This window comes from Variovorax stachyos (assembly GCF_051400855.1).
Classification (GTDB): domain Bacteria; phylum Pseudomonadota; class Gammaproteobacteria; order Burkholderiales; family Burkholderiaceae_C; genus Variovorax.
This window is the reverse complement of sequence record NZ_JBLFFN010000003.1, coordinates 425756-448420: the sequence shown is the minus strand read 5'-3', so window position 1 is coordinate 448420 and position 22665 is coordinate 425756. Positions and strand designations below refer to the sequence as shown.

The window sequence follows — 22665 nt, the reverse complement described above, 5'->3', positions numbered from 1 at the left end:
AACAGGGAGACTCTAGGAGCGCGTTCGTTCCGGCACAACTGAAAGCTGTTCTGCCTGGTATTCCGGCTGGTTATATTTCGCGGGGAACATCGCCGAGGAGATGCGCATGCCAGCTATAAACTTTGCCCGCCTCAAGCTGCGCCACCTGCAATGCCTTGTGGTCGTCGCGCAGGAGCGCAACCTGGTGCGCGCGGCCAAGGCGCTCGCGCTCACGCAGCCCGCGGTCTCCAAGACCGTCGCCGAGCTCGAGGACATCGTCGGGCGCCGGCTGCTGCTGCGCAGGCGACGCGGCGTCGAGCTGACGCCAGCAGCCGATGTGCTGGTGCGACACGCCGTGGTGGCGCTGCGCGGATTGCGCGAAGGCCTGGGCCTGGCGCTCGACCAGCCGGAGCTCGATCAGCTGCACGTGGCGGTGGGCGCCTTGCCGAACATGGCGGCCCATCTGCTGCCGGCGGCCATCGCGGCGCTGCACGCGAAGGCGCCCGCGCTGCGCGTGCGTGTGGCCAGCGGCACCAACGCGCAACTCATGACGCAGCTGCGCCAGGGCGAGATCGACCTGGTGCTGGGTCGGCTGGCCCAGGCCTCGGCGATGGCGGATCTGGCCTTCGAGCACCTGTACAGCGAGCCGCTGCTGCTGGTTGCTCGCCCTGCGCATCCCCTCGCATCGCAGCGGCGCCCCGAACTCGAGGCGCTGGCTGCCTATCCGTTCATCGTGCCGGTCTCGGGCACGCTGATCCGCCACACCGCAGATGCTTTCCTGGTCGCGCAAGGCATGGCGCCGCCGCGCTGCATGGTGGAGGCGACCGACACCAGCTTCGCTGTCGGTCTGCTGCAGTGCGCCGACGCCGTCTGGTTTGCGCCGCAAGGGGCGGTCGACGGGTTTCTGGCGCGTGGCGAGCTGCGCCGCCTGGCCATCGACACTGCGAGCACCGAAGGCCCCGTCGGGCTCACCGTACGGCGCGGCAGCGAAGCGGGGGAGGGCGCCCGGTTGTTGATCGAATCCATCCACGAGGTGGTGCGGCAGCGCGCCGAGGTGCTCGCCGCCGCTGCCCGCCCCGCGCGGGCGCGCCGCTCAGCCCCGCCTGGCTGAGGACGGCCGGAAGCTGGAAGGGACTGCAGCTTCCGCTTCTGCTTCCGCTTGCGATTGCGATTGCGGATCGCCCTCGATGCGCAGCCGGGGCAGGAACTGCGGGTACTCCCGCTGCATGTACCCGATCAGCCCCTCGCGCACCTTGCAGCGCAGGTCGAAGGCCAGTGACGAAGAGGCGGCGGTGCACAGCACCCGGATCTGCATGGTGCGCTCGGTGGTATCCGTCACCTGCAGGTTGAAGAAGCGACCGTCCCACTCGGGCGCCGCCTTCACGATGCGCTCGACCTGTTCGCGCAGCGGCGCCAGCGGCATGCCGTAGTCGGCGTACACGAAGACCGAGCCCAGCAGCTGCGAGCTGCTGCGCGTCCAGTTCTGGAAGGGCTTCTCGATGAAGTAGGACAGCGGCAGGATCAGGCGCCGGTCGTCCCAGATGCGCAGGACGACGAAGGTGCCGGTGATCTCCTCCACGCGGCCCCATTCGCCCTCGACCACCAGCACGTCGTCGATGCGGATCGGCTGCGCCAGCGCGATCTGCAGCCCGGCGATCAGGTTGCTGAACACCGGCTTGGCGGCCAGGCCGGCCACGATGCCGATCACGCCCGCGGAGGCCAGCAGGCTGGCGCCGACCTGGCGCGCGCCCGGGAAGGTCATGAGCATCAACGAGGCGCCTGCCACCAGCAGCACGCTGGCGGCGGTGCGCGCCAGCACGCGGGTCTGGGTGAGCACGCGGCGAGCCTGGAGGTTGTCTTCGACGTCGTGAGGGTGCTTGGACAGCACGCCATCGGCAATGCCGTTGACGGCGCGGATGGCGAGCCATGTCGCCGCCGCAATGAACAACAGCCCGTTGAGGTGCCGCACGCTGTTGATGAAGCGCAGGTCGTCCGGCGCGGCCTGCCACACCATCTGAAGCGCAACGAGCGGCAGCACGAAGCGCGCCGGGCCCTGGATGTTGACGAGCATCGCGTGGACCACGGGTGCGTGGCGCATCAAGCGCCGCAGCACCAAGCCGCCGATGCGATGAGCGAGCAGTGCCAGCGGAACGGCGACCAGTGCAGCCAGGATGGGCCCGAACCACGGATGGGAGAGAAGCATTTCCTTGTTCATCAGGCAGTCTTGGGAATGGTGTCCAGCGTGGCGGATTGAAGAATGCGCGCTGCGTCATCGCGCAGCTGCGCCGAGATGGCGGTCGCCATGTCGAGCCGCCGCAGCAGCCAGGGGCTGACGTCGTTCTCGAAGGGATCGGGCAGCGGGATGGGCTCCGCCACCGTTGTGGCGGCAGCGCTCTCGGGCATGACGGGGCCGGTGGTGGGCGTGCTGCCGATGTTGGCCTCGATGCGTGCGGCCGCGCGCTGCAGCGGCCCCTCGATCTCGGCCGGGGTGAGGCGGTCGCGCCGCAGCACCAGCATGGATTTCACTGCGCTGAGCTGGGCCAGCAGCTGGTAGCTGTGCGCCTGCAGGTGCTCCAGCGGCTCCAGCGGCGGCCGTACGGCGCGCGGCTCCGACAGGGAGCGCTGCGTGGCCTGCACCAGGGCCGAGAGGCTGTCGTAGGCCTCGCGGCGCGCCAGGCGCCAGTCGAGCTCGGGGCTGGTCTGCACCGCGCGCAGCTGGCCCAGGCCGAGCGCGAGCCGCGCATGGCGGGCCTGCGCCGTCAGCGTGCGCGCGACCAGCGAGGGGATCTGGCTGCGCTCCCAAGAGGGCAGCACGTAGCAGAAGGCCCAGGCCACGCCGGCGCCGATCAGCGTGTCGGCCACGCGCTCGAACAGGGCGAAGGTGGGGCTCATGCCCACGTTGAGTGCGTGCGCCTGCAACAGCCCCAGGACGGTGGCTGCCACCGACGTGACCAGGTAGCGCCGCACCGCGAATCCGTGCGCAATGGCCTGCGCGGCGGTCATCGCGATGAGCGAGCCCAGGGCGGAGGGATGAGTCGACAGCACGGCCACCGCGAACACGCACCCCAGCAGCGTGCCGGCCACGCGGCTGTTGCGCCTTTCCAGCGTCTGCGAGAGGCTGCCGCGCAGCACCACCACGATCGTCAAGAGGATCCAGTAGTCGTGCGAGCCCCAGGGGAGCATGACGGCGATGGCATAGCCGACGGCGACCGCGAGCGCGGCGCGGATCGCATGGCGCAGCGGCGGCGCGTCCCATTGCCACAGCGCGAGGAAAGGGCGCAGCGACCAATCGGTAGGGCTCACGAACATGTGCCAGTTCGCGCGCACGATGGTGAGGTCGGGCTCGCGCTCGCCGCGCGCGAGGCTCACGAGGTGCAGCACCTCGTCGTTGATGTGGCCGATGCGGCTGGCCAGGCCGCGCGCGAGCATCGCAGGCGTCGGCCCGGCGGCGGGGGCGGGCCGCGCCGCATCGCCTTCGAGATGGATGGCCGCGAGCTCCGGGCGGCGATCGGGCACGGGGTCGGGTCGGCGGCCGAGCAGCAAGGTGTCGGCTAGCGCGACCGTCTCGTCGGCCAGTTCGTCGAGGATGCGCTGCATCTCGCGCAGCGCCGCGGCATGGCCGGGGTGCGCCTTGAGCGCGTCGAGGTCGAGCTCGCTGGCCAGCAGCATGTCGCGCAGTTCGAGGACGGTGACCAGCATCCCTGCGAGCCGTTGGCGGCGCGGCGTGCGGGGCGATTCGAGCACGATGTCGCGCGTTGCCTGCAGCTGGTCGGCCAGCGCCGCCTGCGCGCGCAGCAACTGGCCCAGCAGCGGCGCGGGTACTTCGCGCACGTCGCCGGATTCGTCGCGCGGCGTGAACTGGCGGGCCTCGGTGCGCATCAGCGCGGCCAGCGAGAACAGCAGGTCGGCCATCGCCTGCACGCGGTAGCGGCCGTTGAGCGCATGGTTCGCGAGCAGCGCGTAGATCACGTAGAGCCCGGCGCCCAGGCCGAAGTGCAGCGTGCGGTCGACGATCTCGTGCATGCCGGTGGGCGCCGGCGTGGCCATCGAGAAGATCATCGAGAACATGATCGCGATGGCGATCGGGATGCCGCGCTTGCCCCATGCCATCGCCACGAAGGCCAGGAAGGTCGCGGGCACGAGCAGCAAGCCGAGGCGCAGCGGCGCGGAATGCAGCAGCTGCACGCAGAAGAAGAGCGGCAGGCCGACCAGCGGCGAGGGCACCATCTGCCAGAACTTGCCGCGGCGCGGGCCGGGCAGGTCGGGCGGTGCGGTCACGATCACGCCCACGCCGGCTGCTGCCGCGGCGGCGCTGCCAAGCGCCAGGTGGACACCGCCCGAGATCAGCAGCAGCCCGAAGGCAACCGAGAGCCCGTTGGCGATGTAGTGGGAGAGCACCACGCGCAGCGCGGCGCGGCCCCGTTCGGTGGCGGCGCGCTGCGCCTGCATCACTCGGCGGCGTCGTCGCCCGCGGCCGGCGTGACCGGGCTTTCTTCACGGCGCAGGCGGGTGAGCTTGCGCGGGGCCGGGGTGGCGGCGGGTTGACCATCCAGTGCTGCTTCGACGTCGCTCGATGCGCCGGGCACGGTGCTGCGCGCGTAGACGCTGCCGGCGGAGGGGTCGACCTCGCGCGCGCGCTCGCTGGCAGCGAACTTGTCATCGACGCTTGCGAACTTCGAGTACTTGGCCAGGAGCGGGACCAGCTGGCCGTAGATCTTCGGCGCTCCGGCGAGGCATTCGCGCTGCTCGAGAAAGTCGGGTTCGCCGGTGAAGTTGCCGATCAGTCCACCGGCTTCCGTCACCAGCAGCGAGCCGGCCGCCACGTCCCAGATGTTGAGGCCGGTCTCGAAGAAGGCGTCGCTGAAGCCGGCGGCGACGTAGGCCAGGTCCAGCGCCGCGGAGCCCGGGCGGCGCAGCCCGGCAGCGCGCGGCATCAGGTCGGCCATGATGGCCAGGTACTGCTTGAAGTTGTCGCCGGTGCGGAAGGGGAAGCCGGTGGAGATCAGGCACTCGTTCAGCCGGATCCGCTTGCTCACGCGGATGCGGCGCTCGTTCATATAGGCGCCGCGCCCGCGGGTGGCGGTGAAGAGGTCGTTGCGGGTGGGGTCGAAGATGACGGCCTGCTCGACCTTGCCCTTGATCGCGAGCGCAATCGAGACGCAATAGACCGGGAAGCCGTGAATGAAGTTGGTGGTGCCGTCCAGCGGATCGATGATCCACACGTAGTCGGAATCGCGGGCGCCGTGCTCGGTGCCCGATTCCTCGGCCAGGATGCCGTGCCCCGGATAGGCGCCGAGCAGCGTCTCGATGACGGCCCGCTCGCTCGCGTGATCGACTTCGGTCACGAAGTCGTTGACCTGCTTCTGCGAAACGCGCACCGCCTCGATGTCGAGCGCGGCGCGATTGATGATGGCGCCGGCGGCGCGGGCGGCCTTGACGGCCACGTTGAGCATGGGGTGCAGGTTGGGAGACGGCATCGGATTGGGGGAAGAACGGCGGGCGGGGCCCTGGGGAGGCGGCCCGGCGATGCAGGCGGCGAGAATCGTGGATTTTACCGGGTCGGACCCCGGCCTTCGGGCCCGCTCCCTTTTGGCCTTCCCCATGCGCACCCGCTTCATCCTGATCCAGACCAGCCATGCCGGCAATGTCGGCGCCGCCGCGCGCGCCATGAAGACCATGGGCTTCGACGAACTCGTGCTGGTGGCCCCGCGCTGGGCCAACGTGCTGCGGCGGGACGAAACCATCCAGCGCGCGAGCGGAGCACTCGACGTGCTGGAGCGGGCCCGCATCGTCGATACGCTGGACGAGGCGCTCGATGACGTCACCCACCTCTGCGCCACCGCGATGGTGCCGCGCGACTTCGGTCCGCCGACGCGCACGCCGCGCGAGCACCTGGTGCCGCTGGCCCAGGGCGAAGCGCAGCACGTGGCCTTCCTGTTCGGCTCGGAGCGCTTCGGCATGCGCAACGAGGACGTGTACCGCTGCCATGTGGCGCTCACCATTCCCACCGACCCGGCCTTCGGCTCGCTGAACCTGGGCGCGGCGGTCCAGGTGATCGCCTACGAATGGCGCCTGGCGCTGGGTGGCTTCGAAGTGCGCGAGGCCGCCGAGCCGGTCCGGGCGGCCGACGCGCGGGCCGTCGCGGGCATGCTGGAGCACTGGGAACGCTCGCTGGTGCAGATCGGCTTCCTCGATCCCGAGGCGCCCAAGAAGCTGATGCCACGGCTGCAGCAGCTCTTCAACCGCGCCCAGCCGACGCCGGAAGAGATCCACATCCTGCGCGGCATCGCCAAGGCCATGGCCGACGCGGCGGCGGGCGGCAGCTACAAGACCCCATCGCCTGCGCGCGATGATCCGAGCCCTTAGACTGCGCAGCCCATATCGTCATAACAAGAACATCCCATGTTCTCGCGACTGCGCTCCGACATCCAGTGCATCCTCGACCGCGATCCGGCGGCGCGTTCGCGCTGGGAAGTGCTGACCCTCTATCCCGGCCTGCATGCCCTGGTGCTGCATCGCATGGCGCACTGGTGCTGGGGCCACGGCCTGAAGTGGGCGGGGCGCTTCGTTTCGTACGTCTCGCGCTGGCTCACCGGCATCGAGATCCATCCGGCCGCGGTCATCGGCGATCGCGTGTTCTTCGACCATGCGATGGGCGTGGTGGTCGGCGAGACTGCCGAGATCGGCGACGGCTGCACCATCTACCAGGGCGTCACCTTGGGTGGCACCTCGCTCTACAAGGGCGCGAAGCGGCACCCGACGCTCGGCAAGGACGTGGTGGTGAGCGCCGGTGCGAAGGTGCTGGGCGGCTTCGTGGTGGGCGATGGCGCCAAGATCGGAAGCAACGCGGTGGTGATCAAGCCCGTGCCTGCGGGCGCGACCGCCGTGGGGATCCCGGCGCGCATCATCCCCGCCAAGGCTGCGGCCGGTGGCGCATCGACGGGCAGCGCCGGGAAGTTCGAGGCCTACGGGATCACGCAGGAAGACGATCCGCTGTCGCTCGCCATGCGCAGCCTGATCGACAACGCGTCGAGCCAGGAGCACCAGATCGCGCTGCTGTGGCGGGCGATCGAGACCTTGTCTGCACAGCCAGGCAAGAAGGATTGCGTGCCCGGGGATGCCGCGACCAAGGAATGCTTCGAGGCGCAGCGCCTGACCGAGCTCGTCGGCAAGTGACGGTCTTGCGCCTCAGGGCGTCGAAGGGCGGATCGCCGACTTCGGCCTGAAGGCCTTGCAGACCGAATCGTCGGTTTCCAGGTACGGCCCGCCGATCAGGTCGATGCAATAGGGCACCGCCGCGAAGATGCCTGGCACCACCTGCGTGCCATCGGGGTTCTTCAGCCCTTCCAGCGTCTCCGCGATGGATTTCGGCTGCCCGGGCAGGTTGATGATGAGGCTCCGGTCGCGGATCACCGCCACCTGCCGCGACAGGATGGCGGTCGGCACGAAGCGCAGGCTGATCTGGCGCATCTGTTCGCCGAAACCCGGCATTTCCTTGTGGGCGACGGCCAGCGTGGCTTCGGGCGTCACGTCGCGCAGGGCCGGACCGGTGCCCCCGGTGGTCAGCACCAGCGAGCAGCCGGCATCGACCAGTTCGATCAGCGCGGCGCTGATGGCGGCTTGCTCGTCCGCGATGAGCCGCGGCTCGAAATCGATGGGGTTGCGCAGCGCGCGCTTCAACCATTCCTGCAGCGCGGGCAGGCCCTTGTCCTCGTACACGCCGCTCGACGCACGGTCGCTGATCGAGACGATGCCGATGCGCACCGGGTCGTAAGGATGGCTGGTCATGCGTCTTCCTCGCGTGCTTGCGCAGCGGCTTCGGCCGCATGGTCTGCGGCGCCATGGACTTCGAGGTGCGCGCGCAGCAGCTGGAACAGCTCCCGGTAGGCCTTGCCCTGGCGCGGCGCCTCCCCGGGCGGGCCTTCCTTGAGATCCTTGCGTGCCTGGCGCACCAGCGCGCGCAGTTGCTGGGCGTCGGTGCCGGGGTGGGTTTCGATCCAGCCGCCCAGAGCGTCGTCGTCGGCGATCAGCCGGTCGCGCCAGCGCTCGGCGTCGTGCAGGATCGCGGCTTCCTGCGCCGGACCGCGGTTCTGCTCGTCGAGCGCCGCGCGGATGGCATCGAGCGTGGCGGCGTCGAGGCCGCGCATCAGCTTGCCGATGAACTGCATCTGGCGGCGCTTGCCCTCGAAGTTGGTGATGCGCTTGGCCTCGTTGATGGCGTCGCGCAGCTTGTCCCCGAGTTCCAGCTTGTCGAACAGGCCGGCGCGCAGGCCCAGCAGGGCCTCGCCCAGGGTCTGCAGTTCGGCGCTCTCGCGCTTGAGGTCGGTCTTGCTCGCCGCGTCGGTGCCTTTGAGCTCGCGCTTGAGCTCGAGGTCGAGTTCGCTGCCTTCGGCGACAAAGGTGCCGCGGACGAAGTAGCCTTTCTTGGGTTTGCGGGGCATGGAGGCAATCGTTAGGCCGTAAGCCGCTCCATCGAAAACGGAGGGCGCAAGTATCATAGCCGCCACATGAGCACCTCTTCCTCGCGCGCCGACTCCGGCTTCGCCTACAGCCGTTCCTTCTTCGAAAACCTGGTCGACTCGGCCCTGGCCCATGCCAGGAAGCTCGGCGCCACCGACGCCGGCGCGGAGGCCTCCGAGGGCTGCGGCCTCAGTGTCTCCGTGCGCAAGGGCGAGCTCGAGAACGTCGAGCGCAACCGCGACAAGTCGCTGGGCGTCACGGTCTACGTGGGCCACCGCCGCGGCAATGCCAGTACCTCCGATTTTTCCGAAGCGGCCATCGCCCAGACCGTGCAGGCCGCCTACGACATCGCGCGATTCACGGCCGAAGACCCAGTCAGCGGACTGCCCGACGAGGCCGATATCGCGACCGAGCAGCCCGACCTGGATCTCTTCCATCCCTGGGACATCAGCAGCGAGCGGGCGGCTGCGCTGGCGCTGGAATGCGAGGCCGCGGCCCTGTCGACCGACAAGCGCATCACCAACAGCGAGGGCGCCGGGGTCTCGGCGCAGCAGAGCCACTTCTTCAGCGCGCACACCCGCGGCTTCCGTGGCGGCTATGCGAGCTCGCGGCATTCGATCTCGGTGGCGCCGATCGCGGGCAAGGGCAACGACATGCAGCGCGACGCCTGGTACAGCTCGATGCGCTCGGCGCAAGAGCTCGCGAGCCCCGAGGCCGTCGGGCGCTATGCCGCAGAGCGGGCGCTGAGCCGCCTCAAGGCGCGCAAGATCAAGACGACCGAATGCCCGGTGCTGTTCGAGTCGCCGCTGGCCGCCGGCCTGCTCGGCGCACTGGTGCAGGCCACCAGCGGCGGCGCGCTCTACCGCAAGAGCAGCTTCCTGCTCGACTCGCTGGGCAAGCCCGTGCTGCCCTCGCACATCGACGTGCTGGAAGACCCGCACATCCCGCGCGGCAAGGGCAGCTCGGCCTTCGACGACGAGGGCGTGGCCACCCGCAAGCGCAAGGTGGTCGACGGCGGCCGGCTCGAAGGCTACTTCCTGAGCACCTATTCCGCGCGCAAGCTGGGCATGAAGACCACCGGCAATGCCGGCGGCTCGCACAACCTCACGCTGAGCTCGCGCAAGACGAAGAAGAGCGACGACCTCGACGCCATGCTCGCGAAGCTGGGCACCGGCCTGTTCGTGATCGAGCTGATGGGGCAGGGCGTCAACTACGTGACGGGCGACTATTCGCGCGGCGCAAGCGGCTTCTGGGTCGAGAACGGGAAGATCGCCTTTCCGGTGCAGGAGATCACCATCGCCGGCAACCTGAAGACCATGTTCATGGGCATCGAGGCGGTGGGTGCCGACGCCTACAACTACGGGGCCAAGACCACGGGCTCGGTGCTGGTCAACCGAATGAAGGTGGCCGGCAGCTGATCGCTAGTCTCGCCCGGCTTCGACGATCTTGCGCGCCAGCAGCGCGGGGTCGGTGAAGCACAGCTCGTGGCTGCCGGGGCATTCGACCAGCCGGTAGAGGCCCAGGCGCTCCGACAGGCGCGGATGCCAGGGCAGGCTATGCGGCAGCGCGATGTCCTGCTGGCAGTTCAGGTAGGACTTGCCCACCGGGAGCTCCGCCAGCTCGGCGGGGAGGGCTGCGGGATCGGTGAACGTCCGGTAGGGATGCGGATTGAGCAGCCCGTAGGCGCGTTCGGCCGTGGCCAGGTCGGCATCGTTGATGAAGGCATCGCGCCAGATCGGAAAGGGTAGCGTGATCGCACCGTCGTTCTGCGCTGCGATCTCGTCGAACATGGCCTTGTAGCGGGGCGGCACCAGGTCGACCAGGGCTTCGCCGCGAAGCGGCACGAAGGCATTCCAGTACACCAGCCGGCGCACACGTTCCGGCACCAGGCTCATCGCGCCCGAGATCACCATGCCGCCGTAGCTGTGGCCGACCAGGCGCACATCGCGCAGGTCGCTCTGTCGGATGAAGTCAGCCAGCGACTGCACCGCCTCGGCCAGCCCGGTGGTCGCGCGCGAGTCGCCCGGCCGGTTGCCGGCCAGCGTCGGGCAATGCACGGTATGGCCCTGGCCCCGGATGGTCTCGGCCACGGGCTCCAGCAAATCGCCCGTGTGCCATGCGCCGTGAACGAGAGCGTAGGTGTCCGCCATTTCAGTCTCCTCGTGGTTGTGAACAGGGTCGGAAGGTAGCTGCGACGGACTCGGGCCGCTGGCCGATGCGTGCCGCGCGCGTAGCCGTTGCGCGTCAGCCGGGTGCGCCGGCAAGCGATCGACGCCAGGCGCCGGGCGCGAGGCCGTGTCCGCCGCGGAAATGGCGCACGAAATGCGAGGCGTCGAGGTAGCCGCAGCGGCGCCCGATCTCGGCCACACCGAGGCGCGCGAAACGCCCGCAGCCCAGCAGGCGGGCGGCCTCTTCCATTCGCAGCCGGCGCAGCGTGCGGGCGAAGCTCTCGCCCGGCGTGAAGGCCCGGTGCAGGCTGCGCAGGGAAACGCCAAGGGCGTCGGCCACGTCCTGGCCGCTGAGGCCAGGCTCGCCCAGGCGCTGGCGCAGCAGGTCGGTGGCAAGCCGGCGAAGGCTCTCTGCATGGCGCTCGGGGCCTGCGGCCGGCCCTGGCACCGCCAGGCTCAGCAGCACCCCGAGCTGGTCGACGATCAGCGCGGGCGGCAGCCCCGGCGCGGCGGCGAATTCCGGCGACAGGTTATGCAGCAGGCCGCGCAGCGCCAGGCCCCAGCCCGTGTCGCCGGGGATGCGCCGCGCCACGCCTTCCGGGCCTGCCGGCAGCCAGCGCTCGACCCAGTCGATGGGCAACTGCATCGAGGCGCAGTGCACGCCCTCGCGAAAGTGGAATTGATAGCGCTCGCGCGAATCGACCAGCACCGCGTCCCCGGCGGCAAGTGCCGCACTGCGCCCGCCCTGTGCCGCGCCCCAGGGCCGGTCGAACTGGCTGATCAGGTAGTAGAAGTTGTGACGGCTGCGGCCGATGGCCGCGTGAGTGCGGTAGACGTCCTGCGCGCTGGCGCGGACCCGGTTCACCGCGATCGGGCCGAGCGGCTGGTGCAACAGGCTGGCATCGAAGCCCTCCGGCTGCGAGCTCGTGACGTCCATCTCGAGAAAGGCCTCGCAGACCGCGCCCACCCAGTAGTCCAGGCGACGCGAGCGGGGCACGGCATCCGTGCTCCATCGGCGGTGAGGGATTTCCATGCGCGCACTTTCCGGCCGGTGTGGACGTCCGGACTATAGGGCGCGCCCATGCGAAAGCCAACTCTCCACTAGGAAGCGAGTGCGCTCTTGACGGCGGCGCTGACCAATCCCATGTCGGCCTTGCCGGCCAGCCGCGTCTTGACGGCGCCCATCACCTTGCCCATGTCGCCGGGGCCCTTGGCGCCCAGCTCCGCAACGATCGCCTTGACCTCGGCCGTGATCTCCTCGGCGCCCATGCGCTGCGGCAGGTAGGCCTCCAGCACCTTGATCTCGGCCGTTTCCTTGTCGGCCAGGTCGGTGCGCCCGCCCTGGGTGAAGGCTGCGACCGAGTCCTTGCGCTGCTTCACCATCTTGTCGACGATGGCGACGACCATCGCATCATCCAGCTCGACGCGCTCGTCGACTTCTTTCTGCTTGAGCGCCGCCATCAGCAGGCGGATGGTGCCCAGGCGCTCCGAGTCCTTGGCGCGCATGGCGTTCTTCATGTCTTCGGTGATCTGATCCTTGAGGCTCATGGCTTTGCTTTCTGGGGCGGAAATGACAAGAGCCGCGGCAGGGTTTCCCTGGCGCGGCTCGGAGGCTCGAACTGGGCGTCGGTACGAGTCCGACGCGGCGGGTGCCAGCTCAGTACAGCTTCTTGGGAAGCTGCATGCTGCGCACGCGCTTGTAGTGGCGCTTGACCGCAGCGGCCTTCTTGCGCTTGCGCTCGGCGGTCGGCTTCTCGTAGAACTCGCGGGCGCGCAGGTCGGTCAGCAGGCCGAGCTTTTCGATGGTGCGCTTGAAGCGGCGAAGCGCGACGTCGAAAGGCTCGTTTTCTTTAACGCGGATAGTGGTCATTTAAAAATCGGTTGCTTGATTTTTGGCTTGGGGAAGATCGGGCCCCGGGCCGGGTTTCCTCAACACGAAAGGGGTAGGCCGTTGAGGGGTGGCCAAAGTTAGCCGGGCATTATAGCCTGATCGGAGCGTGCCGCCAGTGCCTGCGCGCAGGCATGCGCGCTGGCCCAGGCCCACTGGAAGTTGTAGCCGCCCAGCCAGCCAGTTACATCCACCACCTCGCCGATGAAATACAGGCCCGGCTGCTTCGATTCCATCGTTTGCGAGGACAGGTCGCGGGTATCGACGCCGCCGGCCGTGACTTCCGCCTTCTTGTAGCCCTCGGTCCCGCTGGGCGTGATCTGCCAGCGCGCGATGCGCTCGGCCAACGCCGCCAGCGCCCGGTCGGCCGCCTCGTTGATCGGGCGCTGCAGCGCAGCGTCCTGCCCGACCCAGGCGTCGGCCAGCCGGGCCGGCACCAGGCCGGCGAGCTCGTTGGCGATGCGCTTGCGCGAGCGCTGCTTGGCCTCGGCCAGCGCGGCCTGCATGTCCACGCCGGGCGCGAAGTCGATGTCGAGCGGGGCGCCCGGCTGCCAGTAGCTGGAGACCTGCAGCACCGCGGGGCCGGAGAGGCCGCGATGGGTGAACAGCAGGTCCTCGAGGAATACCGCTCGGGCCTTCTTGCTCCCCGTCGCGATCTGCACGGGCAGCGCGAGGCCGGCCAGGTCGGCATACGGTGCCCAGGCTTCGCCGCCGAAGGTCAGTGGCACCAGGGCAGGGCGGGGCGGGACCACGCGCAGGCCGAATTGGGCCGCCAGCCGATAGCCGAAGTCGGTCGCGCCGATCTGGGGAATGGACAGGCCGCCGGTCGCCACCACCAGCCGGGGCGCACCCACCTCGCCGCGGCTGGTCTGGAGGCGATAGCCCTCGTCCGGCGCAAAGGCGGCTTCCCCGACGCTGCAAGGCTGCCAGTGCGTCACGCCCCCGGCCGCGCACTCGGCCAGCAGCATGTCGATGATCTGCTGCGACGAACCGTCGCAGAAGAGCTGTCCCTTGTGCTTCTCGTGGTAGGCGATGCCGTGGCGCTGGACCAGCTCGATGAACTGCTGCGGCGTGTAGCGCGACAGCGCCGAGCGGCAGAAGTTCGGGTTCTCGCCGATGAAGTGGCGCTGCGGTGCGCGCACGTCCAGGTCGCGGTTCGTGAAATTGGCGCGGCCGCCGCCGGAGATGCGGATCTTCTCGGCGATGCGCTCGGCATGATCGATCAACAGCACCTTGAGCCCGCGCTGGCTCGCCAGTCCCGCGCAGAACAGGCCGGCCGCGCCGGCACCGACCACGATGGCGTCGAACGTGCTCGATGCCGCCATCAGCCCTTCCACAAGAACGGAAACTTCAGCTGCTTGAAGAACCCGTTGGGCACGTAGTCGCCGACCACCCCGTAGCGCTCGGGCCAGAGCCGCGTGCTCTTCACCGCGGTGCCGAAGAGATAGTCGAGGAAGGCAAAGTGCGCGGCATAGTTCTTGTCGATTGCCTCGTCGTCCTGGCTGTGGTGCCAGTGGTGGAAGTTGGGCGTGGCGATCACATAGCGCAACGGCCCGAGGCGCACGCTAACGTTGGCATGGTTGAACACGGCCTGGAAGCCCACCACCACGATGTAGGCGTCGATCACTTCCTTGCTGAAGCCCAGCACGTAGATCGGCGCCAGCACCAGCGTGCGGGTGATCAGCAGTTCGAGGATGTGCTGGCGCGAGCCGGCCAGCCAGTCCATGCTCTTCACGCTGTGGTGCACCGCGTGCAGGCGCCACAGCAGCGGCACCTCGTGGTAAGCGCGGTGCGTCCAGTACTGCACCAGGTCGGCCACCAGGATGATCAGCAGCAGTCCGGCCCAGAACGGCAGCCCCGCGATCCAGCCGCGGATGCCGTCGTTGGCGGCCCAGCCGAAGAGCTTGTGCACCAGCAGGTTGGTGGCCAGCAGCACGAAGCCCACGATCATGTGGTTGACCACGAAGTGGTGGAAGTCGGTCTGCCATTCGGCGCGGAACACCGGCTGTTCCTTGCGGTGGGCGAACAGCTTCTCGATGAAGATGAAGATCAGCGAGGAGCCCAGCAGGTCGAGGATGAACCAGTCCAGCCCGATGTAGGGCGTGTTGTCCGCGAAGTCGTTGACCGGCACCTTGTGCCCGCCCAGCAGCGCCGCCGCCGCCACCAGCAGAAACGCGAAAGCTGACAGCCAGCGCGAGCGGTTGAAGATGATGTTGACCAGCGCCAGCCCGCCGGCCACCACCATGGCCGCGAGCAGCACCATGCGCATCACGTCGACGTCGTAGCTGCGGCGCAGCTCGGGCGTGCTCAGGTATTGCGGGAAGTGAAAGACCAGCACGCCCAGGAAGCAGAGGACGCCCAGCGAGAGCGCGATGGTGCCGGTGACCAGGCCGCGGCCGCGCTGCAGTTCGCCGTGGCTCTCGACGAATTCGTTGAGCTTCTCGAGTTCCAGCATGCCCATCTCCGCCCGTTGTTCTTCAGGCCGGAGATTCTAGGGCGCTGGCCTGGATGTGCCGACTGGCCGAATGGCTGGTTCAGGTGCCGAACCGCGTGACCGGAAGGCCCGCAGCCGCCAGGCCGCGCAGCACGTCGCCCACGACGATCACGGCCGGGCTGCCCAGCCCGGCGGCCGTCAGGTCTTCGGGCAGGCGCGCCAACGTGGTCGCCACATGGCGCTGCTGCGGCAGGCTGGCGTGCTGGATCACTGCTACCGGCGTCTCGCCTCCGAGGCCGTGCAGCAGCTCGTGCTGGATATGCGCCACCCCGCTCACGCCCATGTAGATCACGAGCGTGAGGCGTGCGTCGCGCGCCGTCACGGCCAACTGGCGCCAGTCGGTAGGGTGTTCATGGGCCGCGTGCCCGGTCTTGGCATGGCCGGTCACGAAGACCACGCCCTGCGCATGATCGCGGTGCGTGAGCGGCACGCCCAGCGCGGTGACCGCGGCAAGGCCGGCGGTGATGCCGTTGATCACCCGCACTTCGATGCCTTCCTCGCGCAGATGCTCCACCTCCTCGCCGCCGCGGCCGAAGATGAAGGGGTCGCCGCCCTTGAGGCGCACCACGGTCTCGCCCTCGCGCACCGCGGTGATCATCAGCCGCTCGATGAAGGCCTGCGGCGTGCTCTTGCAGCCGCCGCGCTTGCCCACGTGGACGATGCGCGCCACGGGCCGGGCGTAGCTGGCCAGGATCTCATCGCTCACCAGGTCGTCGACCAGCAGCACCGTGGCAGCCTGGATCGCCCTGACGGCCTTGATGGTCAGCAGCTCGGGGTCGCCGGGGCCGGCACCGACCAGGGTGCAGCTGCCTTGCGAAAAGGAAAGAAGGCTCATGCGTGCTCCATGCCATGGGTCAGTTGCAGGACTTGCTGCACCTGTTGGGTGATGGCCGCCGGCGCCGGCGTCGTGCCGTCCAGAACGCGCCTCGTGTAGTCGGCCGTGGTCTGGACATCGATTTCCGCCGGCAGGCCCGGAACCTCGGACTGCGTTCCGGGCTGCTGCGCCTGCAGCGAGATGCGCCGTCCCCGCACGAAGCCGTCGACCTGCGCGGTGCGGCGCGGGTCCGCCACGCTCTCGCCCTCCAGCCCGCGCGAGAGCAGGGCGTTCATGTCGAGCAGCTCGAAGGTGGCGGCCATCGACTCCGCATAGGCCGGGTGGGTATAGCTGCCGACCACGATGCAATCGCCTTCGCAGGGCTGCATCAGCTTGACCACGCTGTGGCCGGGATTGCGCAGGCCCACCACGCGGCGCACGTCGAGCAGGCGCTTGAGGCCGGGGCTCAGCAGCCCGGTCGGCGCGAACACCACCTCGCCGTCGGCGATGGGCCGCACGCGCTCGAGCGGCTGCACGTCGAGGGCGGCAAGCACGCTGGAAGCGAGGACCCGCGCGGACTCGGTGGCAGCGCCGTGCACCAGCACGGGCAGCCCTTCGCGTGCCAGCAGCAGCGCGAGCAGGGGCGTGAGCACGGGCAGCCGGCGTGCGCCGTTGTAGCTGGGCAGCACCACCAGCGGCCGGCCCGTGGCCGGGAAGCGCGCGAGCCGGGCGTGCGTTGCATCGAGGAAACCCGCCATCTCCTCGGGCGTCTCGCCCTTGATGCGCATGGCCAGGCAGAAGGCGCCGGTCTCCAGGTCGGTCACGCTGCCGTCGAGCACCTGACCGAAGAGATCGCAGGCCTGCTCGCGGTCGAGTGGTTTCGCGCCGCGCGCGCCGCGGCCGATTTCCTTGATGTAGTGGCTGATTCCCATGGGTGCGCGAATTGTCCTGCAAGCCTTATGCCGCACGGCGCGGTCGCTTATGCCCCGGCGTGCAGCAGGGGCGAGGGGTGCGCCGTGCATCGAAAGCCTCATGCGGCCCTCGCCAGCGCCGGGCTCGCCCGCACCATGCGCTTGAGCTCGGGCAGGCAGGAGCCGCAGTTGGTGCCGCACTTCAACGCGGCCTGCAGCGCGCCGAGGCGCTCGCCGTCCGAGCCCTGCGTGTCCGCCAGCGTCGCCTCGATGGCGGTCTGCGTAATGCCGAAGCAGCTGCAGATGATCTTGCCCCGCGCTGCAACGCCGGCCGGGGCCGTGGCGCCCGGCTTCAGCAACTGGCGGCCGTACGCCTGGGCGGGCAGCCCGTCCTGGAGGATCGCCTTGATCCAGGCCTCGGCCCGCGTATCGCCCGCCAGCAGGAAGGCTTCGAGGCGCGCGTCCTCGCCATCGCGCACCAGCCGCGCCGCCCGGCGCTGACCGTGCTTCCTGTCGGCATAGCGCAGGCTGTCGGCGCCGTCGAGCGCGAGCAGCGCCTCGATGCGGGCCAGCAGCTCGTCGGGAGGCGCCTCGTACGCGGCGGCGCGCAGCAGCACGCCGGTGCGTTCCGGTCCGCTGCCCTGCAAGGCGCCGCCGGCGCCGAAGGGCACGCAGCTCGCGAATGCGAAGGAGGGCATCAGCGCGCGCAAGGCCTCTTGCACCCGCAAGGCTGCATCCTCGGGCAGCCAGCCCACCGCCAGCAGGGACCAGGGCAGCTCGGCCTTGAGGATCTTCACGGCCGCGTGCTTGAGCTCGGGCTGCTTCGAATCGGGGCAGAAGGCCGGCGTGGTGAGCACGTTGACCCCGGCCAGCCGCTCGCCGGTGCTGGAGCGGCCGCTCAGGTATTCACTGCCCCAGTGCATGGCGATGAAGGCCTGGCTCAGGCCGAGGTCCGTGCTGCCGGCCACGGGCAGCACGATCGAGCCGCGCCGCGAGGTGACGTGCACCAGCTCGCCTTCGCGCAGCTGCCGGCGCGCCATGTCCTGCGGGTGCATCTGGACCGAAGGCTCCGGCACGTGGCCGAACAGGCGGCCCAGGGTGCCGGTGCGGCTCATGCCGTGCCACTGGTCGCGCAGCCGGCCGGTGGTGAGCGAGAACGGATGGCGCGCATCGCGCGGCTCGGCCACCGGCTTGTAGGCGACGTCGGCGAAGCGCGCGCGGCCGTCGGGCGTCGGGAACACGCCGTCCTCGTAGAGCCGCGCGCGGCCGGTGGATTCGCCTTCGCGCAGCGGCCACTGCCGTGGCGCGGCGTCCAGCATGGCGTAGCTCATGCCGGTGATGTCGAGGTCGCGGCCGCGGGTGCTTTCGCGATGCTCGTTCCACACCGACTCGGCGTCGGCGTACGGAAAGAGCGTGTCGGTGCGCCCGAGCCGCGCTTCGAGCCGGCGCGCGAAGTCGACGGCGATCGCCCAGTCGTCGCGCGTCTCGCCGGGGCGCGCCACGGCGTTGCGCACGCGCGAGATGCGGCGCTCGCTGTTGGTGACCGTGCCGTCCTTCTCGCCCCACGTGGTGGCCGGCAGCAGCAGGTCGGCGTAGTCGCAGGTGGCGGTGGTCAGGAAGGCCTCCTGCACCACCACGAACTCGCAGCGCTCGAGGGCGCGCCGCACGGTGGCCTGGTCGGGCAGGGACTGGGCGGGGTTGGTGCAGGCGATCCAGAGCGCGCGGATCTCGCCGTCAGCTGCGGCCTGGAACATTTCGATCGCGGTCTTGCCGGGTTTCTCCGGCACCGACGGCACGCCCCACAGCGCGGCCACCTCCGCGCGGTGCGCGGGGTTGGCCAGATCGCGGTGTGCCGACAGCAGGTTGGCCAGCCCGCCGACTTCGCGCCCGCCCATCGCGTTCGGCTGGCCGGTCAGCGAGAAGGGGCCGGCGCCCGGCTTGCCGATCTGGCCGGTCGCGAGATGCAGGTTGATCAGCGCCGCATTCTTGGCGGTGCCCGAACTGGACTGGTTGAGGCCCTGGCAATAGAGGCTGAGCGTCGTGGCCGAAGTGGCGAAGAGGCGCGCGGCCTCCAGCAGGTCCTCCTTGGCGATGCCGCAGACCTGTGCCACGCGCTCGGGCGTGCAGTCGCGAACCGTGCGCTTGAGTTCGTCGAAGCCGCTGGTGTGGGCCGCGATGTAGGCCGCATCGGTCCAGCCTTCCCACAGCATCAGGTGCAGCATGCCGTGGAAGAGCATCACGTCGGTGCCGGGCTGCAGCGCGAGGTGCAGGTCGGCGATCTCGCAGGTGTCGGTGCGGCGCGGGTCGGCCACGATGATCTTCATCGCAGGGTTGGCCGCCTTCGCATCCTCGATGCGGCGAAACAGGATCGGATGCGCCCAGGCCGTGTTGCTGCCGGTGATGAAGAGGCACTGCGCGTGCTGGAAGTCGTCGTAGCAGGCCGGCGGCGCGTCCGCGCCCAGCGTCTTCTTGTAGCCGGCCACCGCGCTGCTCATGCACAGGCGCGAGTTGGTGTCGATGTTGTTGGTGCCGATCAGGCCCTTGGAAAGCTTGTTGAAGACGTAGTAGTCCTCGGTGAGCAGCTGGCCGGAGACGTAGAAGCCGACCGCGTCGGGGCCGTGCCCGTGGATGACCTGCGCAAATTTGTCCACGGCTGCGTCGAGTGCCGTATCCCAGCCGATGGGCTGCGGCGTTGCGCCGCGCTGAGCACGGCGCATCGGCTGCAGGAGGCGCGTCTGCATCGTGACCGCCGCGCTGGCGGTGAGATGCAGGGTCGAGCCCTTGGTGCAGAGCCGGCCGAAGTTGGCAGGATGATCCGGATCGCCGCGCACGCCGGTGATCTGGTCGCCTTCAGATTGAATGACGACGCCGCAGCCCACGCCGCAATAGGGGCAGGTGGATCGTGTTTCAGTCATGGCAATCGACGTACAGGCTGCGGCGTTCACATGCACCGCGAAGCGGACCGCCGAAGGCGTGTCCGCAGCCCACGCCGCAGTACGGGCAGGTGGAGCGGGTTTCTTTCATAGCCGTATGCCCTCTGCCCTACGCGCTGTGGGGCGCCTGCACGTCGAAGCTCTCGTCGCCCAGCTTGCCGGCCGTTGCAGCGCCGGGGCCCGCGCGTGGCGGGGCCAGGTCCAGCGCCAGCGTTGCCAGTTCGCGTGCGTCCAGCATGACCTGGTCGCCTTCGACCTTGCATGCGAAGCGCGGCGTGCAGCCGTCGTCGGGGGATTTCGCGCAGCCGTCGTCCAGGCCAACCGTCCAGTTGTGCAGCGGGCAGGCCACGCTGGTCCCGAACACGATGCCCTGCGACAGGGGGCCGCCCTTGTGCGGGCAGCGGTCGAGCAGCGCGAACACCTGGTTGTCGGCATTGCGGAACACCGCGATGTCGACGCCCACGGGCCGCGCCACGCGGCGTGCGCCGAGCACGGGGATGTCGTCGACGCGACAGATGACTTTCCATTCGCTCATGGTGTCTCCCCTTCAAGCCGGCTGGGCGGCGTTGTCCACCACGGCCACCGGCGTGAACTGCCGCACGTCGACCGAGGCCTGGCTGGACTCGAACCACGGATCGGGCTCGCCGTCGAGCGCGAACTGAAGCCGCTCCCACAGGGCCTGGCGGCCCTCCGCGTCCTCGACGATGCGCTTCTTCACGTAGTCCAGGCCCACGCGCCCGATGTAATGCACCGTGCGCTCCAGGTACCAGCCCTCCTCGCGGTAGAGCTGAAGGAAGGCGCCCGCGTACGCCATTACTTCCTCCGAGGTCTTGAGCTTGACCAGGAACTGCGCCACCTCGGTCTTGATGCCGCCGTTGCCGCCCACGTAGATCTCCCAGCCGGAATCGACGCCGATCACGCCCACGTCCTTGATGCCGGCCTCGGCGCAGTTGCGCGGGCAGCCCGAGACCGCGAGCTTGACCTTGTGCGGCGCGTACATGGCCCACAGGGCGCGCTCCAGGTCCTTGCCCATCTGGGTCGAGTCCTGGGTGCCGAAGCGGCACCACTCGCTGCCCACGCAGGTCTTTACCGTACGCAGCGACTTGGCGTAGGCGAAGCCCGAGGGCATGCCGATGTCCTTCCACACGTTCGCCAGGTCCTCCTTCTTCACGCCCAGCAGGTCGATGCGCTGGCCCCCGGTGACCTTGACGGTCGGGATCTTGTACTTGTCCGCCGCGTCCGCGATGCGGCGCAGCTCGTCGGGCGTGGTGTGGCCGCCCCACATGCGCGGAATCACCGAGTAGGTGCCGTCCTTCTGGATGTTGGCGTGGCTGCGCTCGTTGATGAAGCGGCTCTGCGGGTCGTCCTTCGCCTCCTTGGGCCAGGTCGAGATCAGGTAGTAGTTGATTGCGGGCCGACAACTGGAGCAGCCGTTGGGCGTGCGCCATCCCAGGCCGCGGTAGACCTCCGCGTGGGTGAGCCAGTGCTCCTTGCGGATGGCCTCGCGCACGTCCTGGTGGCTGGTGTCGGTGCAGCCGCAAAGCGCCTTCTTCTTGGGCGCGGCCGAGTAGTCGCCGCCGGCGGTGAACATCAGGATCTGCTCCACCAGCCCGGTGCAAGACCCGCAGGAGGCGCTGGCCTTGGTGTGCTTCTTGACTTCTTCCAGCGTGAACAGGCCCTTGTCCTTGATCGCCTTGCAGATGGTGCCCTTGTTGACGCCGTTGCAGCCGCAGACCTCGGCGTCGTCCGGCATGCTGGCCGCCTTGCTGTGCCCCTCGTGGCCCGTGTCGCCGATGTTCGACTCGCCGAACATCAGCTTGTCGCGGATGTCGTGCACGCTGCGGCCGTCGCGCAGCAGCTTGAAGTACCAGCTGCCGTCCACCGTGTCGCCGTAGAGGCAGGCGCCGACCAGCTTGTCTTCCTTGATCACGAGCTTCTTGTAGACGCCGCCGAAGGGGTCGCTCATCACGATCTCCTCGCAGCCCTCGCCGCCCATGAAGTTGCCGGCGGAGAAGAGATCGATGCCGGTCACCTTGAGCTTGGTGGAGGTGAGCGAGCCCGAGTAGCGCCCGATGCCGAAGTGCGCCAGGTGGTTGGCCGCCACCTTGGCCTGCTCGAACAGCGGCGCCACCAGCCCGTAGGCGATGCCGCGATGGGCCGCGCATTCGCCGACCGAGTAGATGCGCGCATCGGTCACCGTCTGCATGGTGTCGTTGACCACGATGCCGCGGTCGCAGTGCAGGCGCATCTTCTGCGCGAGCTCCACGTTGGGGCGGATGCCGACCGCCATCACCACCAGGTCGGCCGCGACTTCGGTGCCGTCCTTGAAGCGGATCGCCCTGACGCGGCCGTCCTCGCCGCCGACCAGCTCCTGCGTCTGCGCGCCGATCAGGAACTTCAGCCCACGGTCCTCCAGCGACTTCTGCAGCAGCTTGCCGGCAACGTCGTCGAGCTGGCGCTCCATGAGCCACGGCATAACGTGCACCACCGTCACGTTCATGCCGCGCAGCATCAGGCCGTTCGCGGCTTCCAGGCCCAGCAGGCCGCCGCCGATGACGACCGCGTTCTTGTGCGTCCTGGCCGTCTCGATCATGTAGTCGGTGTCGGCGATGTCCCGATAGGCGATCACGCCCTTCAGGTCCTTGCCGGGCACCGGCAGCATGAAGGGGTTGGAGCCGGTGCACATCAGCAGCCGGTCGTACTCGGCCTCGGTGCCGTCCTCGGCGCGCACGATGCGCTTGACGCGGTCGACCTCGGTGACCTTCTTGCCGGCATGCAGGGTGATGTTGTTCTCGGCGTACCAATCCCAGCTGTTCAGGATGATCTCGTCCACCGTCTGCTCGCCGGCCAGCACCGGGGACAGCAGGATGCGGTTGTAGTTGGGATGCGGCTCGGCGCCGAAGACGGTGATGTCGTAGAGCTCGGGCTCGATCTTGAGCAGCTCCTCGACGGTGCGCACGCCGGCCATGCCGTTGCCGACCATCACGAGTTTCATCTTCTTCATGGGGTGGACCTTTC

General features: G+C 69.1%; 21 protein-coding genes. 4 read left to right on the top strand and 17 right to left on the bottom strand.

The features are described from left to right. The first annotated feature begins 106 nt into the window (after window positions 1-106). Entirely contained in the window at window positions 107-1090 is a 984-nt protein-coding gene (locus tag ACMGEZ_RS08175; RefSeq protein ID WP_436821755.1) for a LysR substrate-binding domain-containing protein, read from the top strand. Here the strand turns inward: ACMGEZ_RS08175 and ACMGEZ_RS08170 are convergent. The 3 genes from ACMGEZ_RS08170 to ACMGEZ_RS08160 are packed head-to-tail and all read right to left on the bottom strand — an operon-like array spanning window position 1073 to window position 5456. Further along, entirely contained in the window at window positions 1073-2194 is a 1122-nt protein-coding gene (locus tag ACMGEZ_RS08170) for a mechanosensitive ion channel family protein (protein WP_436821754.1), read from the bottom strand. The two genes, ACMGEZ_RS08175 and ACMGEZ_RS08170, sit on opposite strands and share 18 nt — an antisense overlap. Continuing rightward, entirely contained in the window at window positions 2194-4428 is a 2235-nt protein-coding gene (locus ACMGEZ_RS08165; RefSeq protein ID WP_436821753.1) for an FUSC family protein, read from the bottom strand. The genes ACMGEZ_RS08170 and ACMGEZ_RS08165 overlap by 1 nt, the downstream gene beginning before the upstream one ends. Then, a complete protein-coding gene (locus tag ACMGEZ_RS08160; protein WP_436821752.1) occupies window positions 4428-5456 on the bottom strand; it encodes an inositol monophosphatase family protein in 1029 nt (342 codons plus the stop codon). Before ACMGEZ_RS08160 ends, ACMGEZ_RS08165 begins: the two co-directional genes overlap by 1 nt. A gap of 124 nt (window positions 5457-5580) precedes the next feature. Between ACMGEZ_RS08160 and ACMGEZ_RS08155 the strand changes: the two genes are divergently transcribed. Both ACMGEZ_RS08155 and cysE read left to right on the top strand, forming a co-directional pair. Further along, a complete protein-coding gene (locus ACMGEZ_RS08155; protein ID WP_436821751.1) occupies window positions 5581-6345 on the top strand; it encodes an RNA methyltransferase in 765 nt (254 codons plus the stop codon). Between the two features lie 36 nt (window positions 6346-6381). After that, entirely contained in the window at window positions 6382-7155 is a 774-nt protein-coding gene (gene cysE / locus ACMGEZ_RS08150) for a serine O-acetyltransferase (protein WP_436821750.1), read from the top strand. A gap of 12 nt (window positions 7156-7167) precedes the next feature. Here the strand turns inward: cysE and mog are convergent, their stop codons facing one another. Together mog and yjgA are read right to left on the bottom strand one after the other, a co-directional pair. Beyond that, on the bottom strand, window positions 7168-7767 hold the full coding sequence (mog, locus tag ACMGEZ_RS08145; RefSeq protein ID WP_436821749.1) for a molybdopterin adenylyltransferase: 600 nt from the start codon (window positions 7765-7767) through the stop codon (window positions 7168-7170). After that, window positions 7764-8420 (bottom strand): ribosome biogenesis factor YjgA, encoded by a 657-nt coding sequence (gene yjgA, locus ACMGEZ_RS08140; RefSeq protein WP_436821748.1) that lies wholly within the window; start codon window positions 8418-8420, stop codon window positions 7764-7766. Before yjgA ends, mog begins: the two co-directional genes overlap by 4 nt. Window positions 8421-8486: 66 nt before the next feature. On the opposite strand from yjgA, the gene pmbA reads away from it, so the two are divergent. Beyond that, window positions 8487-9857: a metalloprotease PmbA gene (gene pmbA, locus ACMGEZ_RS08135; RefSeq protein ID WP_436821747.1), complete on the top strand. Its 1371-nt coding sequence runs from the start codon at window positions 8487-8489 to the stop codon at window positions 9855-9857. Window positions 9858-9860: 3 nt separating this feature from the next. Here the strand turns inward: pmbA and ACMGEZ_RS08130 are convergent, their stop codons facing one another. The 12 genes from ACMGEZ_RS08130 to nirB form a co-directional block, all read right to left on the bottom strand. Continuing rightward, the gene (locus ACMGEZ_RS08130) at window positions 9861-10589 is read right to left on the bottom strand and encodes an alpha/beta fold hydrolase (protein ID WP_436821746.1); all 729 of its coding nucleotides are present in this window, start codon (window positions 10587-10589) and stop codon (window positions 9861-9863) included. Window positions 10590-10683: 94 nt separating this feature from the next. Further along, the gene (locus ACMGEZ_RS08125; RefSeq protein WP_436821745.1) at window positions 10684-11640 is read right to left on the bottom strand and encodes an AraC-like ligand-binding domain-containing protein; all 957 of its coding nucleotides are present in this window, start codon (window positions 11638-11640) and stop codon (window positions 10684-10686) included. A gap of 68 nt (window positions 11641-11708) precedes the next feature. Further along, the gene (locus ACMGEZ_RS08120) at window positions 11709-12155 is read right to left on the bottom strand and encodes a GatB/YqeY domain-containing protein (RefSeq protein WP_436821744.1); all 447 of its coding nucleotides are present in this window, start codon (window positions 12153-12155) and stop codon (window positions 11709-11711) included. Between the two features lie 109 nt (window positions 12156-12264). Next, the gene (rpsU, locus tag ACMGEZ_RS08115; protein ID WP_007833691.1) at window positions 12265-12477 is read right to left on the bottom strand and encodes a 30S ribosomal protein S21; all 213 of its coding nucleotides are present in this window, start codon (window positions 12475-12477) and stop codon (window positions 12265-12267) included. A 98-nt stretch (window positions 12478-12575) separates the two neighbouring features. Further along, window positions 12576-13820, bottom strand: coding sequence for a BaiN/RdsA family NAD(P)/FAD-dependent oxidoreductase (locus tag ACMGEZ_RS08110; protein ID WP_436821743.1), 1245 nt, complete (start codon window positions 13818-13820; stop codon window positions 12576-12578). Beyond that, the gene (locus ACMGEZ_RS08105; RefSeq protein WP_436821742.1) at window positions 13820-14950 is read right to left on the bottom strand and encodes a sterol desaturase family protein; all 1131 of its coding nucleotides are present in this window, start codon (window positions 14948-14950) and stop codon (window positions 13820-13822) included. Before ACMGEZ_RS08105 ends, ACMGEZ_RS08110 begins: the two co-directional genes overlap by 1 nt. Before the next feature lie 79 nt (window positions 14951-15029). Beyond that, the gene (cobA, locus tag ACMGEZ_RS08100; RefSeq protein ID WP_436821741.1) at window positions 15030-15824 is read right to left on the bottom strand and encodes a uroporphyrinogen-III C-methyltransferase; all 795 of its coding nucleotides are present in this window, start codon (window positions 15822-15824) and stop codon (window positions 15030-15032) included. After that, entirely contained in the window at window positions 15821-16735 is a 915-nt protein-coding gene (gene ybiB, locus ACMGEZ_RS08095) for a DNA-binding protein YbiB (RefSeq protein ID WP_436821740.1), read from the bottom strand. Before ybiB ends, cobA begins: the two co-directional genes overlap by 4 nt. Before the next feature lie 98 nt (window positions 16736-16833). Next, window positions 16834-19629, bottom strand: a complete 2796-nt coding sequence (locus ACMGEZ_RS08090) for a nitrate reductase (protein WP_436821739.1) — start codon at window positions 19627-19629, stop codon at window positions 16834-16836. Next, entirely contained in the window at window positions 19622-19738 is a 117-nt protein-coding gene (locus tag ACMGEZ_RS08085; protein ID WP_436821738.1) for a hypothetical protein, read from the bottom strand. The genes ACMGEZ_RS08090 and ACMGEZ_RS08085 overlap by 8 nt, the downstream gene beginning before the upstream one ends. Before the next feature lie 18 nt (window positions 19739-19756). Then, entirely contained in the window at window positions 19757-20182 is a 426-nt protein-coding gene (gene nirD / locus ACMGEZ_RS08080; protein WP_436821737.1) for a nitrite reductase small subunit NirD, read from the bottom strand. A 12-nt stretch (window positions 20183-20194) separates the two neighbouring features. Further along, a complete protein-coding gene (gene nirB, locus ACMGEZ_RS08075; RefSeq protein ID WP_436821736.1) occupies window positions 20195-22651 on the bottom strand; it encodes a nitrite reductase large subunit NirB in 2457 nt (818 codons plus the stop codon). Window positions 22652-22665: the final 14 nt, after the last annotated feature.

Bases quoted from the DNA above. Each gene is read 5' to 3' on its own strand.
- nirB (WP_436821736.1), bottom strand. From the start codon at position 22,651: ATGAAGAAGATGAAACTCGTGATGGTCGGCAACGGCATGGCCGGCGTG.
- ACMGEZ_RS08155 (WP_436821751.1), top strand. From the start codon at position 5,581: ATGCGCACCCGCTTCATCCTGATCCAGACCAGCCATGCCGGCAATGTC.
- ACMGEZ_RS08120 (WP_436821744.1), bottom strand. From the start codon at position 12,155: ATGAGCCTCAAGGATCAGATCACCGAAGACATGAAGAACGCCATGCGC.
- ACMGEZ_RS08175 (WP_436821755.1), top strand. From the start codon at position 107: ATGCCAGCTATAAACTTTGCCCGCCTCAAGCTGCGCCACCTGCAATGC.
- mog (WP_436821749.1), bottom strand. From the start codon at position 7,767: ATGACCAGCCATCCTTACGACCCGGTGCGCATCGGCATCGTCTCGATC.
- ACMGEZ_RS08085 (WP_436821738.1), bottom strand. From the start codon at position 19,738: ATGAAAGAAACCCGCTCCACCTGCCCGTACTGCGGCGTGGGCTGCGGA.
- ACMGEZ_RS08130 (WP_436821746.1), bottom strand. From the start codon at position 10,589: ATGGCGGACACCTACGCTCTCGTTCACGGCGCATGGCACACGGGCGAT.
- cysE (WP_436821750.1), top strand. From the start codon at position 6,382: ATGTTCTCGCGACTGCGCTCCGACATCCAGTGCATCCTCGACCGCGAT.
- ybiB (WP_436821740.1), bottom strand. From the start codon at position 16,735: ATGGGAATCAGCCACTACATCAAGGAAATCGGCCGCGGCGCGCGCGGC.
- ACMGEZ_RS08165 (WP_436821753.1), bottom strand. From the start codon at position 4,428: ATGCAGGCGCAGCGCGCCGCCACCGAACGGGGCCGCGCCGCGCTGCGC.
- ACMGEZ_RS08160 (WP_436821752.1), bottom strand. From the start codon at position 5,456: ATGCCGTCTCCCAACCTGCACCCCATGCTCAACGTGGCCGTCAAGGCC.
- ACMGEZ_RS08110 (WP_436821743.1), bottom strand. From the start codon at position 13,820: ATGGCGGCATCGAGCACGTTCGACGCCATCGTGGTCGGTGCCGGCGCG.
- pmbA (WP_436821747.1), top strand. From the start codon at position 8,487: ATGAGCACCTCTTCCTCGCGCGCCGACTCCGGCTTCGCCTACAGCCGT.
- nirD (WP_436821737.1), bottom strand. From the start codon at position 20,182: ATGAGCGAATGGAAAGTCATCTGTCGCGTCGACGACATCCCCGTGCTC.
- ACMGEZ_RS08090 (WP_436821739.1), bottom strand. From the start codon at position 19,629: ATGACTGAAACACGATCCACCTGCCCCTATTGCGGCGTGGGCTGCGGC.
- rpsU (WP_007833691.1), bottom strand. From the start codon at position 12,477: ATGACCACTATCCGCGTTAAAGAAAACGAGCCTTTCGACGTCGCGCTT.
- cobA (WP_436821741.1), bottom strand. From the start codon at position 15,824: ATGAGCCTTCTTTCCTTTTCGCAAGGCAGCTGCACCCTGGTCGGTGCC.
- ACMGEZ_RS08105 (WP_436821742.1), bottom strand. From the start codon at position 14,950: ATGCTGGAACTCGAGAAGCTCAACGAATTCGTCGAGAGCCACGGCGAA.
- ACMGEZ_RS08125 (WP_436821745.1), bottom strand. From the start codon at position 11,640: ATGGAAATCCCTCACCGCCGATGGAGCACGGATGCCGTGCCCCGCTCG.
- yjgA (WP_436821748.1), bottom strand. From the start codon at position 8,420: ATGCCCCGCAAACCCAAGAAAGGCTACTTCGTCCGCGGCACCTTTGTC.
- ACMGEZ_RS08170 (WP_436821754.1), bottom strand. From the start codon at position 2,194: ATGAACAAGGAAATGCTTCTCTCCCATCCGTGGTTCGGGCCCATCCTG.